The organism is Mycobacterium shimoidei, assembly GCF_900417275.1.
Classification (GTDB): Bacteria; Actinomycetota; Actinomycetes; order Mycobacteriales; family Mycobacteriaceae; genus Mycobacterium; species Mycobacterium shimoidei.
Map to the genome: position 1 here is coordinate 2,484,541 of NZ_UEGW01000001.1, position 14,840 is coordinate 2,499,380.

The following is a 14,840-nucleotide window of genomic DNA, read 5'->3' on the forward strand; positions in this document are numbered from 1 at the left end:
TCGATGGCCGAGATTGTGTTGGATCACGTGACCAAGAGTTACTCCGACGGCACGACGGCCGTGAAGGACCTGAGCATCACCATCGCCGACGGCGAGTTCGTAATTCTGGTCGGGCCCTCCGGCTGCGGGAAAAGCACGACATTGAATATGATTGCCGGACTTGAGGATATCTCGTCGGGTGAGTTGCGCATTGACGGTGAGCGGGTCAACGAGAAAGCACCCAAGGACCGCGATATCGCGATGGTGTTCCAGTCCTACGCGCTTTACCCGCACATGACAGTCCGGCAGAATATCGCGTTCCCGCTGACTCTGGCGAAGATGAAAAAGGCAGAGATCGCCGAGAAGGTGGAAGAGACCGCCAGAATCCTTGATCTGACCGATCTTCTGGATCGCAAGCCTGCGCAGTTGTCAGGCGGTCAACGGCAGCGGGTCGCGATGGGACGGGCCATCGTGCGCCATCCCAAGGCATTCCTGATGGACGAGCCGCTGTCGAACCTGGACGCCAAGTTGCGGGTTGCGATGCGCGGTGAAATCGCGCGCCTACAGCGGCGGTTGGGTACCACCACCGTGTACGTGACCCACGACCAGACCGAGGCCATGACACTCGGCGACCGGGTGGTGGTGATGCGCGGCGGGGTGGCCCAGCAGATCGGCACTCCCGACGAACTCTACGAACGGCCGGCGAACTTGTTCGTGGCCAGCTTCATCGGCTCGCCGGCGATGAATTTCTTCCCCGCCTCCCTGACCCCGACCGGGCTGATCCTGCCGTTCGGCGAGGTGACGCTGACGCAGCCGGTTTACGACGTCATCGCGGCGCACCCGACACCCGAAAACGTCATCGTGGGAATACGTCCGGAGCATCTGCAGGATGCCGCGCTCATCGACGCCTATCAGCGACTCAGTGCCCTGCTCTTCGAGGTGAAAGTCGATATGGTCGAGTCGCTGGGTGCCGACAAGTACGTGTATTTCACCACCGAGAATGCTGTCGTGCATTCCGAACAGCTAGCGGAGGCCGAAGAGGAGTCGGCTGGAGACACTCACGAGTTCATCGCCCGGGTGCCCGCCCAGTCGAAAGCCGCCAAGGGACAGTCGCTCCAATTGGCTTTCGACACTTTAAAGCTCGCCGTGTTCGACGCCGATTCCGGTGTCAACCTGACTGTGCCACCACCACCTGACGCCGAGTGACGCTCGCCAGGGTACGCCGCCATTTGAGTGCTCACTTCGACGGAGCTGAGCCCGATGTCGCCAGCGTGACGTTCCTGGGAACCGAGCCCATCGAGGTGCTGCGCTTTCCAGCCGGCGCCGACGGGGTGGTGCACTACGCGTCGCTGGGTTGTTCACGGCATCCGATGGTGGACCCGACGGCCGTCGTCGCCGACCCGCACCGCGGCCCACGCGCGGAAGTTGTTATGCGCCTGCGTGATCCGGGTTCAGTGAGCGGGCTGGTGCGCAGCCTGGCCATCGTGGCGGCAACACCGGCGGTCGAGGGTGTGGTGCTGGTCCCGGATGCTTTGATCGACCTCGGCGCGCCGCTGTGGACCTGGCCCTCGGGGCGGGCGCCGTTCACCGCCGTGTTGTTGGGCCGCAGTGACATCGCCGAGCTGTCGCTGGAACCGCCGTGCGAGCCGGTGCAATTCCTGTCCGCGACGCCCATCACCGCGACCGAGGCGGCGTGGGTGCGGCTGAAAGGCGCCGACGCTATGCGCCAGGCATGGCTAAGCGACGGGGTCGACGTTGTGGATCCGGATCGACCTGCAGCCCAGCCTCGTTGATGTCTCGCGTGTACTCGCCGTCATAGCCATTGATTGCGCCGGAATGTGCGGTAGAGCACCATGCAGATGATCATCATGACCACGAGCACCACCGGATAGCCCCACGCCTTGTGCAGGATGGGCATCCATTCGAAGTTCATGCCGTAGATCCCGGCGATCATGGTCGGCACGGCGATGATGCCGGCCCAGGCCGACATCTTGCGCATGTCGGTGTTTTGTTGCATGCCCACCCGGGCCAGCGCGGCCTGTACGAGCGAGCTGAGCATTTCGTCGTAGCCGGCGATCTGATCCGCGGCGTACGTCTGGTGATCGGCGACGTCGCGCAGATAGCGCCGAACCTCTTTGGAAATCAGGTCCTTGTGTTGCGTCTGCATCCGCTGGAACGGGACCGACAGCGGGTTGACGCAGCGGCGCAGCTCGACCACTTCGCGCTTGATCTGGTAGATCGGTTCGACGTCGGTTTGTTGGCGCGGTGCGAAAGCCGCTTCTTCGATGGCGTCGATGTCGGTCTCCATCAGGCTGGTGACCGCGAGGTAGTGGTCGACCACCCGGTCGGCGATCGCGTGCAGCACCGCGTAGGGGCCAAGCCGCATGTGCTCGGGATCGGCGTCCATGCGTTTACGAACCTCGGAGAGTCCACCGTGTTCGCCGTGCCGAACTGTGATCACGAAGTTTCGGCCGACGAAGATCATGATCTCGCCGGTCTCGACGATCTCGCGGGCCAGCACTACCGAGTCGTGCGGAACGTAGTTGACAGTCTTGAGAACCAGGAACAACGTTTCGTCGTAGCGCTCCAGCTTCGGTCTTTGATGCGCATGCACCGCGTCCTCGGCAGACAACGGGTGCAGCCCGAACACTTCGGCAACTTCGTGCATCTGGCGGTCGTCGGGCTCGTGCAGCCCGATCCAGACAAACGCGCTCTGGCCGGTTTGTTCAACGTCGCGGACCTTGGCAAGCGCCTCGGCGTGCGTGTAGACGCCGGGCAATCGCACCCCGTCGACGTAAACGCCGCAATCGACCATGACCTGCTCGACCGATGTTTGCGCAGGCGGGGTGAGGGCGTCAGGGCTTTTGGGTCGCACACCTGGTCGCAGCGACGGCGACAACGCACGAAACGACGGCATCGGTCACCTCCGTTCGCAGCAAAGATCGCCTCAAGCCTCGGCAATGCTACGCGCCATGCCGTGGCCTGTCCGTGAGCCGCTCGGGGGACCGGTAGATTTCCGGCCTGCCGTGGTGCGCTAGTTTCGTCCCGACGTACTAAGCAAGGAGACCCGACGTGAGCACCCTCAAGGTCGCTGTCACCGGCGCCGCCGGCCAGATCGGCTACAGCTTGTTGTTCCGCCTGGCGAGTGGCTCGCTGCTGGGCGCCGACCGCCCGATTGAGTTGCGCCTGCTCGAGATCGAGCCGGCGTTGAAGGCGCTCGAGGGCGTGGTGATGGAGCTCGACGACTGCGCCTTCGCGACCCTGGCCGGAGTCGAGATCGGAGCGGATCCCAACAAAATCTTCGACGGCGCCAACCTGGCGCTGCTGGTGGGCGCGCGACCGCGCGGGCCGGGGATGGAGCGCAGCGACCTGCTGGAGGCCAACGGCGCCATCTTCACCGAACAGGGCAAGGCCCTGAATTCGGTGGCCGCCGACGACATCCGCATCGGGGTGACCGGCAACCCGGCGAACACCAACGCGCTGATCGCGATGAGCAACGCGCCCGACATTCCACGCGAGCGGTTTTCGGCGCTGACGCGCCTCGACCACAACCGGGCGATCTCGCAGCTGGCCAAAAAGACGGGTGCGGCCGTCACCGACATCAAGAAGATGACGATCTGGGGCAACCACTCGGCCACCCAGTACCCGGACATCTTCCACGCCGAAATCAAAGGCAAGAACGCCGCCGAGGTGGTCGGCGACCAGGCGTGGATCGAAAACGAGTTCATCCCGACCGTGGCCAAGCGTGGCGCGGCCATCATCGAGGCGCGCGGTGCCTCGTCGGCGGCCTCGGCGGCCTCGGCGACCATTGACGCCGCCCGCGACTGGCTGCTGGGAAGCCCCAAGGACGACTGGGTGTCGATGGCCGTGGTCTCCGACGGCTCCTACGGTGTGCCGGAAGGTCTGATCTCGTCGTTCCCGGTGACCACCGAGAACGGGAACTGGAGCATCGTTCAAGGACTCGAGATCAACGAGTTCTCCCGCAGCCGGATTGATAAGTCGACGGCCGAGCTTGCCGACGAGCGCAAGGCCGTTACCGAGCTGGGCCTGATCTGAGCCGGCAGTACCCTCGAGTCGTGTCCGAAACAAACGCGCACATCGAGCTCGAAGACGAAGAGATCTTCGAGGCGCATGTAGCCGGCAAGCTTCGAGTGGAGTCAAGGACTCCGCTGGACACCCAGCGCGCGCTGTCGATTGCCTACACACCCGGCGTGGCACAGGTCAGCCGCGCGATCGCCGCCGACCACACCCTGGCCGCCCGCTACACCTGGGCGAACCGGCTGGTGGCGGTGGTCAGCGATGGCAGCGCGGTGCTTGGTCTCGGTGACATCGGGGCAGCGGCCGCGCTGCCCGTGATGGAAGGCAAATGCGCGCTGTTCAAGGCGTTCGCCGGCTTGGACGCCATCCCGATCGTGTTGGACACCAAGGACCCCGACGAGATCGTCGACACTCTGGTGCGGCTGCGGCCGACATTCGGTGCGGTCAACCTCGAGGACATTTCCGCGCCGCGGTGCTTCGAGATCGAACGCCGGCTGATCGATGCGCTGGACTGCCCGGTGATGCACGACGACCAGCACGGCACCGCGATCGTGGTGCTGGCGGCGCTGATCGGCGCGACGAAGGTACTCGGCCGCGACATGACCGCGCTGCGCGTGGTGATCTCCGGCGTCGGCGCGGCTGGCCTGGCATGCGCGAAAATCCTGATGTCGGTGGGGATTTCGCACATCACGTTGCTGGACTCGCGCGGCATCCTGCATCCGGGGCGCGACGATTTGACCACCGTCAAAGCCGACTTGGCGCAGTGCACCAACCCCGACGGGCTGACCGGCGGCATGGTCGAGGCGCTCAAAGGCGCCGACGTGTTCTTGGGTGTGTCGGCGGGCATCGTGCCCGAAGAGCTGATCGCCACGATGGCGCCGCACAGCATCGTGTTCGCGCTGTCGAATCCCGATCCGGAAATCCATCCCGAGCAGGCCGCCCGGCACGCCGCGATCGTCGCCACCGGCCGAAGCGATTTCCCCAACCAGATCAACAATGTGCTGGCCTTCCCCGGGGTGTTCCTTGGCGCGCTGGACGCCGGTGCCCGCAAGATCACCGAAGCGATGAAGGTGGCCGCGGCAGAGGCGATCGTATCCGTCGTCGCCGACGACCTGGCGCCGGACCGGATTGTCCCCAGCCCGCTGGACCCGCGGGTCGGGCCGGCGGTCGCCGCCGCGGTGGCAGCCACCGCTGCCGCGGAGTGACTGCCGGCAGGATTGTTCTGCTGGTGCTGGCCGCGACGCTGGCGCTGTCCGGCTGCGGTGCTTCCGAGCACCGCCCGGCCGAACTGGTAGTCGGCTCGCGCCCCGACAGTCAATCGGTGCTGCTGGCCGACATCTACGTCGCGGCGCTGCGTTCGTACGGGTTCCCCGCGCGCAACGAGTCCGCGCCTGACCCGCTGAGCAGGCTGGATGCCGGCGACTTCACCGTCGTCCCGGGCTTCACCGGCCAGGTGTTGCGGACCTTTGACCCGGGCGCGAAGGTGCGCTCCGACGAGCAGGTCTACCGCGCCATGGTGGGCGTGTTGCCCGAGGGCGTCGCCGCTGGGGACTACACGACCGCCGCGGAGGACAAGCCCGCCTTGGTTGTCACCGCGGCGACGGCCAAAGCGTGGGGCGGCAACGACCTGAGCGCGCTGCCCCGGCATTGCGCCGGCCTGATCGTGGCGTCGATCGTCGCAACCCCGACACCCGGGAAGATCAGCCGGTGCCAATTGCCCGCGCCACGTGAATTTCCCACCGCCACAGCAATGTTCGCTGCGCTGCGGGCCGGGCAGGTCACCGCGGCGTGGACCAGCACCGCCGCACCGGATGTGCCGGACGATGTGGTGATGCTTGCCGACGGCAAACCGGCGCTGGTGCAGGCCGAAAACGTGGTGCCGCTTTATCGGCGCAATGTGTTGACCGATCGGCAACTGCTGGCGATCAACGAGGTGGCCGGGGTACTGGACACCGCCGCGCTGGTCGACCTGCGTCGCCAGGTCGCAAAAGGTGCCGATCCGCAGGCGGTCGCCGATGCCTGGCTCGGCGAGCACCCGCTCGGACGATAGGGGTACGGGATCAGCGCGGGCCGGGGAGCAGTCGGCGCATCGCCGGCCCGATCAGCTCTTGATAGCGGGAGCCCGTCAGCCGGACCATCACGTCCAAGATTTTGGCGTCCAGGCCGACCAGCACCCGAGCCTTGTTCTGGCGCACCCCGTCCAAAATGATCCGGGCGGCCTTTTGCGGTGAGGTGTTGGCCAGTCGCTTGTCGAAGGTCCGGCTCAAATGGGAGATGTCGACCCCGTCCGGGGCCTCCATGTTGCGCGCGATCGCGGTCTTGATGCCGCCCGGATGCACCGTGGTCACCTTCACCGGGTGACCAGCGCGCACCATTTCCTGTCGCAACGCCTCGGTGAAGCCGCGGACAGCGAATTTGGCCGAGTTGTAGGCCGCCTGACCAGGTACCGAGAACAGCCCGAACACGCTGGAGACGTTGATGACGTGCCCGTCGCTCGAGGCGATCAGGTGCGGCAGAAACGCCTTGGTGCCGTTGACCACACCCCAGAAGTCGACGTCCATGACCCGCTCGATGTCCTTGAATTGGCTGATCTCGATGTCGCCGTTGAACGCGATACCGGCGTTGTTGTAGATCTGGTTGACCTTGCCGAAATGTTCGGCGACCTCGTCGGCGTAGGCCAGGAAGGCCTCGCGTTCGGTGACATCGAGGCGGTCGGCCTTGACCGGTGCACCGATGGTCTTCACCCGCTCCTCGGTTTGTGCCAGCCCGTCAATGTCGACGTCGCTGATCGCCAGTTTGGCGCCTGAGCGGGCCAGCTCGATGGCCAGCGCACGGCCGATCCCGGATCCAGCCCCGGTGACCACGGCCACCTTCCAGGCAAAGCCCTCCATGGACACTCCTTATCAGTCGGGTCCTGTCGAGGTTAGCCGGTACCGTCGGTTCTGTGTACATGGGCCCTGTGAGCAGCAGCGGCGACGAGCGAATCACCGAGGGTCCACACCGCCACCCCGATCAGCACCAGGTCCTTCAGCAGAAATTGGCCCGGTTGCGCGCTCAGCACGGGGATGGGGCCCGCATGAGCCGCCGCGACTCCTGGCGTGGTGATCAGAAAACTCAACGTCCCCAGCAACAACACCACCGCCATCGCGCTGCCCACTGCCGAGACCTTCGGCCAGAACGGCCGCACCGCGATGAGAACGGCCGCGACGATTTCCGCGGTACCCAACGCGGCTGCGACGGCATGGACACTCAGGAAGTGGTAAACCCACGACATCAACGGGCTGTGCTGAATGAGAACCCGACTTTCCATCTTGACGTACTTGCCGAACCCGATCCAGGCCAACACGATCACCAGGCCGTAGCGGCTTATCGTTTGCCCGGCGCTTGTCAAGCAGTCCCACCGCAGTTCGCGCTCGATCATCGTCATGCCGCCTTCTCGGGCTCCATGACGACGACCATTTTTCCGCCGGCTTCGCCGGCTTCCATGATTCGGTGCGCTTCGTGAATTTCGTTGAAAGAAAAGACGTGTGAGGGTTTGGCATCGAGCTGCCCTTCGGCAACTTGGCGCGCGATCTGCGCCAACGGCACGTCCGACAGCGGGAAGCCGGGGGTGCCGAAGACGAAGCTGCCAAAGAACGACAGATACACACCGCTGGCCATCTGCAGCAATGGGTTGAAATCGACGATGGGAGCGAGTCCACCCAGCCATCCCGCCAGGCACGCGGTGCCGCCACGGCGCAACATGTTGAGCGAGTCGAGAATCGTGCTGTTGCCGACCAAATCGAGCACTGCGTCGAGTTGTTTGGCTTCGGCGATGTGCTGCGCCAGGTCGCGCCGTTCCAACTCGACGCGGGCCGCGCCGAGCTCCTCGAGCAGCGGGAAACGTTCCCGGCTGCGAGTGGTGGCGATGACGTGCGCACCGGCGGCCGCCGCCATCTTCAGGGCAGCCTGGCCGAAAGATGAAGTGGCCCCGCGGATTACCACTGTTTGCCCGGCAGTGAGGTTCAGGCTGCGGAAAAGACACGTCCAGGCGGTCGCATAGGTTTCCGGCAGTGCAGCCAGCTGCGACCACGGCAGATCCGACTCGATGAGCGCGACGTTGCCGGTACGCACACGGGTGTACTCGGCGTAGCTGCCGTTGATGGTTCGCCCGAGCCCACCCATGAGTGCGGCCACCTTGGCTCCGACCGGAAACTCCCCGCCAGGACACGAGTCGACGGTGCCCACGCACTCGATGCCACTGACTTCCGCGGCCTCCGCCCATTCCCCTCTACGCATGTGCATCTCGGCGTGATTGATCCCGAATCCCTTGATCTGTATGACAACTTCGCCGTCTTTCGGCAACGGCTTGGGGATGTCGGTGTAGACCAGGCTGTCCAGCCCGCCGAACCTTTCCAAGATGATCGCGCGCATGGATTCTCCGCCGGGCTTTTCTCGAACCACCGCCGGCGCCGTTGGCAGCTGGTCTGGCCCCGACGACTCCTGGTTGCCGGCAATCTCCATCGGTTCCCCTCTCATCTGGGTTGCTTTCGGTACTGGAAAGTCCGGGCGCAAGTAGCCGACCACGTACGCCACCTCCGACTTCATGCTCGCGCGGTGCCCAGGCGCCGAGCCAGCACGCACAAGTCAGACGCGACAAGCGTCGGTTGCGGCAGGCCCTCGACCCGCAGCGGCGCGTTGCCGGGGCGGGTGATCAACGCCGAGCTGAACCCGACGCCTTGTGCCCCCATGATGTCCCAGACATGTGCGGCGACCATCATGCAAGCCGACGTTGGCACGCCAAGCCGGTCGGCAACGTGGCGGTAGACCCGCGCAGCGGGTTTGTAGACCCGACCGGCGTCGACGCTGAACTTTTGCTCGAAAAACTGGCCTAGGCCCGCATGCTCCAATGCTGTCGGCCCGTCCGGATTCGGTGGCGAGTTGGTCAGGGTGACTAGGCGAAAACCGTTGTCGCGGAGCATGGCAAGGCCATCTGTGGCATCCGGGTAGGCCGGCAACGTCAACATGCCGTCTCGTACTGCCCGCAGATCCCGCGCGGTGACCGTCACGCCATGGATATCAGCGAGCATCTGCAGCAGCCTCTCCCCGAGTGTGAAGTAGTCGACGTACCTGCCGGACAGCGTCATCGTCATCGAGTACATGAACAGCTGACTCATCCAGTCGCGCAGCACTCGCCCATCACCGAAGATCCGCCGGAAAAGCGGTGCCATCGCGTCGAAGTCGAGCAATGTCTCGTTGACATCGAACACCAGTACTGCCGGCGGACCCGGCGTTGACGGCGCAGTCACGTCGGCGAGTGACCGCGCTCTTGCAGGACGTCGATGCAGGGTCGGAATCCCCCGCGCCAGCCGCCGTGGTTGTCCTTATGCCGGGTTTCGCTGACGTGTACGCCACGATCTTCCAATTCCGTTCGAGACGAGACCGGCAACATCACGACCTCCAGTTGTGCCTTCATTGCGACGCCACTCAGACCGTGCTCTGCTGCAGTATTTCGTCGGGGTCGAGCCCGCGGTCGATGCCGTGGGAGACCACGGTCTGACCGGGCTCGAGGTGCAGCTGCGTGTCGTCGAGGTGGACATCGATCTTGTCGGGTTCAAACGACACCAGGTTGCGCACCGCGGCCACTTCCGGCCATGCGTTGACGTAGCACCATGCGGCGCGTTTGCGGTCGCCGACGTTGTAATAGCTGGCCAGGCCTTTGTAAGGGCAAAAAGTCTGCCCATCAACGGGATTCAGCGCTGCTTCGTCGATGTCAGCGCGGGGCACGTACCAGCGCGGCGCGAAACCCGACTCGTATAGGGCAAGCGGTGCGCGGGTGTCGGCGACGACCCGATCGCGGTCTCGCACCACCAGATGGCGTGAGGTGTTCCGGATGTCGATGCGGTGGTAAAAGTCCGACGCGTGACCGACGATGCGGTCGTCTTCCTCGAAGAACGCGTCCATCGCTCGCCAGGCGAAAGCCACCCGCGCTTCGAGCAGACCGGCGTAATCGGGCAGGGTGGGGTAGTACCAGGCGGCGTGCTTGGCTTCGCGGTCTGCTGTCCGAACCGAAAACCAGTGCACCTCGCCGAGTTCGCGATGGTTGGTGGTCCGGTCTTCGGCAACCAACACATCGGCCCGGATATCGCCGCGTGGAAAGTAGGCCACCGGATAGCGCCCCGGCTCGTGCAGCAGCACCACGTCCTGGCTGTCGACGATCCATTCGTCGGCGAACCGGACCCGCATCCGGCGGCGCAGCGGCTCAGCGAATAGCAATCGTTCCGGCATGGGCTGTGGTGTCAGGAAGTGCCCGACCGATCCGGTGTTCAGTGGTCCTTGTTGCCATGCCAGACCCATCGCTTGCTCCCTTCCTCGACGAAGGCTATTGCTGCAAATCGAGCCCACCTACTGCGGAATCCGGGTGCAGCGGCTTTCAGCTGGACATGAACTCCCAAAAGAATGGGATGTATAACCCAGTATTATTGCCACTCCGGGTGAGGTTGTCCAGGGGTGGGCGGGACTCAGGATTTGCGTTTGCGCGCCGACGGCGCCCGGCGCCGTCGGGGTGCGGTAGCGAACGAGCGTACATAGTCGACGGCACCGTAAACCGCTGCCTGCAACGGCTCTGGACTGCCGGTGGCGTGGGTGAGCATTGCGCCGCCTTGATGCGCGGTCACCAGCGCGATTGCCAAGTGCCGTGGGTCGGCGTCGGGGCGCAGGTCACCGCGGCGGCGCATCGCGGTCAGGCCCGCGCGAAACAGCTCGATCCACTGTTCGTAGCCGGCGGCGAGATCCTGGCGAATTTGTTCGTCGGCTTCGATCAGCTCACCGGCCAGCGAGCCGTAAACGCATCCGCCGCGGCGGTACACGGCGTCCGCTTCGGCGATGCAGGCATCGGCCCAGGCCTGCAGCGCCTCGATATTGTCGAGCGGAGCCACCGGCGGCGTAGTGTGAAAAGCCACCACGTCGTTTCGGCGTGCGGCGATGACCTGACGCGTCAGGTCGTGCTTGTTCTGGAAATAGTGCGCGATCTGGGAGCCGCTGACGGCGGCCGCACCGCGCACCTGATCGATACTGGTGCCGACGACGCCGCGCTCGAACATCAGCTTGGCCGCGACGTCGACAATGCGCGTTCGAGTTGCCGTTCCCTTGCGGGTCAATCGCACGTTGTCGGACACGATGGCGCTGCCTTTGGCACTACCTCAGCCAGTGGATTACTGCTCGCCGAGATGTCGACTGTACCGCCCGTCGTGCTGATAGAGGGTCACAACGCGCGAGGGACCGGCGCCTCAGTGTTTTTGGCGCCGCTTGCGCACTCGGCCCAGTGGCCGGGCAACCCGCTCCGCGGGATCGGCGGCGAACATACGCAGATAATTCACCGCGAACCGCACGGCGTGGGCATGTGGCCAATCCTCGCGATAGGTGAAGGTCAGGCTTCCCCCGCCTTGGTGGGCAGCAACGATAGCCATCGCCAGCTGTCGCGGGTTGGCCGTTGCGATCAGGACGCCCCGATTCTTCATCTGCTTGATCGCCTGCTCGAGCAGCTCCACCCACCGCCAGTAGCCCGCTCCCAGCAACTCTCGGGTGGCGTCGTCGGACTTCGCGAGTTGCCCCGTCAGGGCGTGATAGGTCGGTGTGCCGGAGTAGCCGATGCGACGCAGGTAGCGCATGTTCAGATCGATCCAGCGTTCGAAGTCCTCAAACGACTGCAGTCCGTGCAGCTTTGGCTGCCGGTGGAAGTCGAGCACCACGTTGATCTGTCGCGCGATGACAGCACGCACCAAGGCTTGCTTATCGGCAAAATAGTGCGCCAGCTGCGAACCGCTTACGGATGCGGCTTTGCGCACGTTGTCCATGGTGAGCGCCGAAAGTCCAGCGTCGACGATCAAATCCGCCGCGATCTTCACGATGCGGTCGCGAGTGGCTCGCCCCTTGGCGGTCAACGGTTCTCGGTCAGAGAGGTCGGTGCTGGCCATGAACTCAGGCTATCCCCTCGGACGCCGACTATGGGATACGCAACCCACTTGTGTCTTCCGGTGCTCTTCAGGTTGCGGGTAGGTGTTTGGCGAGAAAGACCCGAATCAGCTCGGTGACTTCTGCCAGCGCAGACTCCAGCAGGAAATGACCGCCATCGAGAAGATGAATCTCGGCATCGGGCAGGTCTTGGGCAAAGGCTTCGGCGCCGGCCGGACCGAAAATCTCGTCGCCGCGACCCCAGACCGCCAGCAGCGGCACCTTGCTGGAGCGAAAGTACTCGTGCAGCCGGGGATACAGTGGTGAATTGGTGGCGTAGTCGAGGAACAACTTGAGCTGCACGGCGTCGTTTCCCGGCCGGGATATCAGCGCATAGTCGTGATACCAGGATTCAGGGTCGACCAGTGTCTGGTCGGGCACACCGGTGAGGTATTGCCAGCGGGTGGCGTCGAGGGTGAGAAACTGCCGCAGCGGCGCCTCCGTTTCGGGAGTCTGCGCAGAGTGGTAGTCCCACACCGTTTTCCAGAAGCTTTCCACGAAGCCGTCGTCGTAACCGTTGCCGTTTTGAGTGATGATCGCCGTAATCGCCGCCGGGTTGGCAAGGGCCAGCCGCCAGCCGATCGGGGCGCCGTAGTCCTGGACGTACAGCGCGTACCGATCGATGCCCAACGTGGCCAGCAGGCCTGCGGTCAACTCGGTCAGGGCATCGAAGGTGTAGTCAAAGCTTTCGACTCCCGGCGCGTCGGACAGTCCGAAGCCCAAATGATCTGGGGCGATCACGTGGTAGCGGTCGGCCAGTGCCGGGATCAGGTGCCGGAACATATACGAACTTGTCGGGAAGCCGTGCAACAGGACCAGCGCCGGTGCATCGCTGCGGCCGGCTTCCCGGAAGAAAAGCCGATGATTGTCGACGCTGGTGAAGCGGTGATGAACAGTCGGCATGAGCAATCCTTCTGAGCCGAGGCATGATTCGACTGGAGCGCCGGCGCGTCCACTCGTTTTGGGATGTGCATCCCAGTATGCACCATCCACAGCGATCCGCAATAGCGGCGATTAGCCGGCGTTGACTCTCGGTCCAAGGCGCGCATATTCTGGGCTGGCCGTCCCACTTGCTGACGCTGGGAGGCAGCCCAATGACGACTGTGCAGCCGATGGCACGGCTGGTGTCCGTCAACGTCGGCCTGCCTCAAGACGTGCAGTGGCGGGATAAAACGGTTCACACCGGGATCTGGAAAGCACCCGTAGCCGGCCCGGTCATGGTGCGTCGGCTCAACATCGACGGCGACGGCCAAGGTGACCTTGCCGGACACGGCGGCGAACAACGTGCGGTGCTGGTCTACCAGACTGAGTCCTACGACTATTGGAAGGCTCAACTAAACCGCGACGACCTGCAGCCGGCGCACTTCGGGGAAAACTTCACCGTCACCGGGCTCAGCGATAGCGATGTCTGCATCGGCGACCGCTACCGCGTTGGCGAGGCCGAATTCGAGGTCACCCAGCCGCGCGTCACCTGCTTTCGGGTCGGAATGCGCCTCGGCGAACCGGAAATGCCCAATCTGCTCGTCGCGCATCATCGTCCCGGCTTCTACTTCCGGGTGATCACCGAAGGTCGTGTACAGGCCGGCGACGCGATCGTGCTGACCCGACGCGGCCCGCGTCAGCTCAGTGTCGCCGACGTCGACGCTCTGCTGTACCTGCCTGACCGTGACGTGGCCCGACTCCGCCAGGCCGTCGACATACCCGCGCTCAGCCCCGGCTGGCAACAATCGTTTTCCGACCTGCTCACCGCACAACGGGCCGCGACGACCACGGCCGAGCCCGCATGGACGGGCTTTCGGCCGTTGCGCGTTACCGCGACCCACCGCGAGACCCCGTCAGTCTTGTCGATCCGGCTCGAACCCGATGATCACGCCACCCTGCCCACACCACTTCCTGGGCAGTACCTCACTATCCGGATCCCCACCGCAACTGACCCGAAACCCACTCGCAGCTACTCCCTTTCGGGCGATCCCACTTCCCGGTTTTACCGGATCAGTGTGAAACGCGAAGACCACGGTCAGGTGAGCCGCTGGTTGCACACCCATGTCGGGGCCGGATCGGTTGTCGAGGCGGCCGCGCCGCGCGGCGAGTTCTGTCTGACCGACGACGACACACCCGTCGTCTTGATCTCGGCGGGCATCGGGGCCACGCCGGTGCTGGCCATGCTGCACGCGCTGGCCGCCGCCCGAAGTTCCCGTCCTATCTGGTGGTTGCATACGACACGCAACAGTCAAACGCACGCCTTCGCCGCTGAGGTGAGCTCGCTGATCGACGCCCTCCCCGACGCGCGACAACATATTTTCTACACCGCAGGTCAGCAGGCGGGCGGTGAGGTCAGCCTCGGCCGACTCGACCAGCAGTCGATTGTGGCTCAGAACCTTCCGACCGACGCCGCTATTTACCTCTGTGGCCCAATTCCTTTCATGGATGCCATGCGCGATACTCTCGTCGCCTGCGGATTCAGCTCCGGCCAGATACGCACCGAACTGTTCGGAGCGTTGCCTGCCATCAACCCGGGTGTGCTCGAGGCGCCCAGCAGACGCCCGCATCTGCCCGCGGGCGCACCGGGGACCGGGCCGGCGATCACTTTTGCGCGAAGCGGACTGACCGTCTACTGGTCACCGGACTACGGCAGCATTCTCGAGCTAGCCGAATCTTGCGATGTGCCGACTCGGTTCGCGTGCCGTAGTGGGGTTTGCCACAGCTGTCTCACCGCAATTGTCGATGGCACGGCCACATATTTGCAGCCGCCGCTGGAGGAGCCGGCGGAGGGGTCGGTACTGATCTGCTGTGCTGCTCCGCGCGACGATCTGGTCCTGGACCTGTGACCC

The 14,840-nt window shown here is 64.5% G+C and carries 15 protein-coding genes; 6 read left to right on the forward strand and 9 right to left on the reverse strand.

What is annotated here, in order from left to right; all coding sequences use genetic code 11:
* Nucleotides 1-3 precede the first annotated feature (3 nt).
* Nucleotides 4-1,185, forward strand: a complete 1,182-nt coding sequence (locus MSP7336_RS12210; protein WP_113963789.1) for an ABC transporter ATP-binding protein — start codon at nt 4-6, stop codon at nt 1,183-1,185.
* A complete protein-coding gene (locus MSP7336_RS12215; protein ID WP_113963790.1) occupies nt 1,182-1,772 on the forward strand; it encodes a suppressor of fused domain protein in 591 nt (196 codons plus the stop codon). Before MSP7336_RS12210 ends, MSP7336_RS12215 begins: the two co-directional genes overlap by 4 nt.
* A gap of 20 nt (nt 1,773-1,792) precedes the next feature.
* Here the strand turns inward: MSP7336_RS12215 and corA are convergent, their stop codons facing one another.
* Nucleotides 1,793-2,896: a magnesium/cobalt transporter CorA gene (gene corA, locus MSP7336_RS12220; RefSeq protein WP_084226393.1), complete on the reverse strand. Its 1,104-nt coding sequence runs from the start codon at nt 2,894-2,896 to the stop codon at nt 1,793-1,795.
* A 155-nt stretch (nt 2,897-3,051) separates the two neighbouring features.
* On the opposite strand from corA, the gene MSP7336_RS12225 reads away from it, so the two are divergent.
* Genes MSP7336_RS12225 through MSP7336_RS12235 form a run of 3 tightly spaced genes read left to right on the forward strand, consistent with a single transcriptional unit; the run spans nt 3,052 to nt 6,067 of the window.
* Nucleotides 3,052-4,035, forward strand: a complete 984-nt coding sequence (locus tag MSP7336_RS12225) for a malate dehydrogenase (RefSeq protein WP_069395480.1) — start codon at nt 3,052-3,054, stop codon at nt 4,033-4,035.
* Nucleotides 4,036-4,055: 20 nt separating this feature from the next.
* Nucleotides 4,056-5,222: an NAD(P)-dependent malic enzyme gene (locus MSP7336_RS12230; RefSeq protein ID WP_069395479.1), complete on the forward strand. Its 1,167-nt coding sequence runs from the start codon at nt 4,056-4,058 to the stop codon at nt 5,220-5,222.
* The gene (locus tag MSP7336_RS12235; protein WP_069395478.1) at nt 5,219-6,067 is read left to right on the forward strand and encodes a glycine betaine ABC transporter substrate-binding protein; all 849 of its coding nucleotides are present in this window, start codon (nt 5,219-5,221) and stop codon (nt 6,065-6,067) included. The genes MSP7336_RS12230 and MSP7336_RS12235 overlap by 4 nt, the downstream gene beginning before the upstream one ends.
* 10 nt (nt 6,068-6,077) lie before the next feature.
* Here the strand turns inward: MSP7336_RS12235 and MSP7336_RS12240 are convergent, their stop codons facing one another.
* The 8 genes from MSP7336_RS12240 to MSP7336_RS12275 all read right to left on the reverse strand — a co-directional run bounded on the left by MSP7336_RS12240 (nt 6,078) and on the right by MSP7336_RS12275 (nt 12,912).
* On the reverse strand, nt 6,078-6,908 hold the full coding sequence (locus tag MSP7336_RS12240; protein WP_113963791.1) for an SDR family NAD(P)-dependent oxidoreductase: 831 nt from the start codon (nt 6,906-6,908) through the stop codon (nt 6,078-6,080).
* Between the two features lie 32 nt (nt 6,909-6,940).
* On the reverse strand, nt 6,941-7,444 hold the full coding sequence (locus MSP7336_RS12245; protein WP_181786716.1) for a DUF417 family protein: 504 nt from the start codon (nt 7,442-7,444) through the stop codon (nt 6,941-6,943).
* Nucleotides 7,441-8,520, reverse strand: a complete 1,080-nt coding sequence (locus MSP7336_RS12250) for a zinc-binding dehydrogenase (protein WP_220178587.1) — start codon at nt 8,518-8,520, stop codon at nt 7,441-7,443. The genes MSP7336_RS12245 and MSP7336_RS12250 overlap by 4 nt, the downstream gene beginning before the upstream one ends.
* An 80-nt stretch (nt 8,521-8,600) precedes the next feature.
* The gene (locus MSP7336_RS12255; RefSeq protein ID WP_113963793.1) at nt 8,601-9,305 is read right to left on the reverse strand and encodes a haloacid dehalogenase type II; all 705 of its coding nucleotides are present in this window, start codon (nt 9,303-9,305) and stop codon (nt 8,601-8,603) included.
* Between the two features lie 178 nt (nt 9,306-9,483).
* Nucleotides 9,484-10,353: a DUF427 domain-containing protein gene (locus MSP7336_RS12260; RefSeq protein WP_113963794.1), complete on the reverse strand. Its 870-nt coding sequence runs from the start codon at nt 10,351-10,353 to the stop codon at nt 9,484-9,486.
* A 164-nt stretch (nt 10,354-10,517) separates the two neighbouring features.
* Nucleotides 10,518-11,174 (reverse strand): TetR/AcrR family transcriptional regulator, encoded by a 657-nt coding sequence (locus MSP7336_RS24245; protein ID WP_244917452.1) that lies wholly within the window; start codon nt 11,172-11,174, stop codon nt 10,518-10,520.
* A 111-nt stretch (nt 11,175-11,285) separates the two neighbouring features.
* The gene (locus MSP7336_RS24250; protein ID WP_113963795.1) at nt 11,286-11,972 is read right to left on the reverse strand and encodes a TetR/AcrR family transcriptional regulator; all 687 of its coding nucleotides are present in this window, start codon (nt 11,970-11,972) and stop codon (nt 11,286-11,288) included.
* Between the two features lie 67 nt (nt 11,973-12,039).
* Nucleotides 12,040-12,912, reverse strand: coding sequence for an alpha/beta fold hydrolase (locus MSP7336_RS12275; RefSeq protein WP_113963796.1), 873 nt, complete (start codon nt 12,910-12,912; stop codon nt 12,040-12,042).
* 209 nt (nt 12,913-13,121) lie between these two features.
* Between MSP7336_RS12275 and MSP7336_RS12280 the strand changes: the two genes are divergently transcribed.
* Nucleotides 13,122-14,837 carry an MOSC and FAD-binding oxidoreductase domain-containing protein gene (locus MSP7336_RS12280; protein WP_113964888.1) on the forward strand — a complete coding sequence of 572 codons (1,716 nt, stop codon included), beginning with the start codon at nt 13,122-13,124 and terminating at the stop codon, nt 14,835-14,837.
* Nucleotides 14,838-14,840 lie beyond the last annotated feature (3 nt).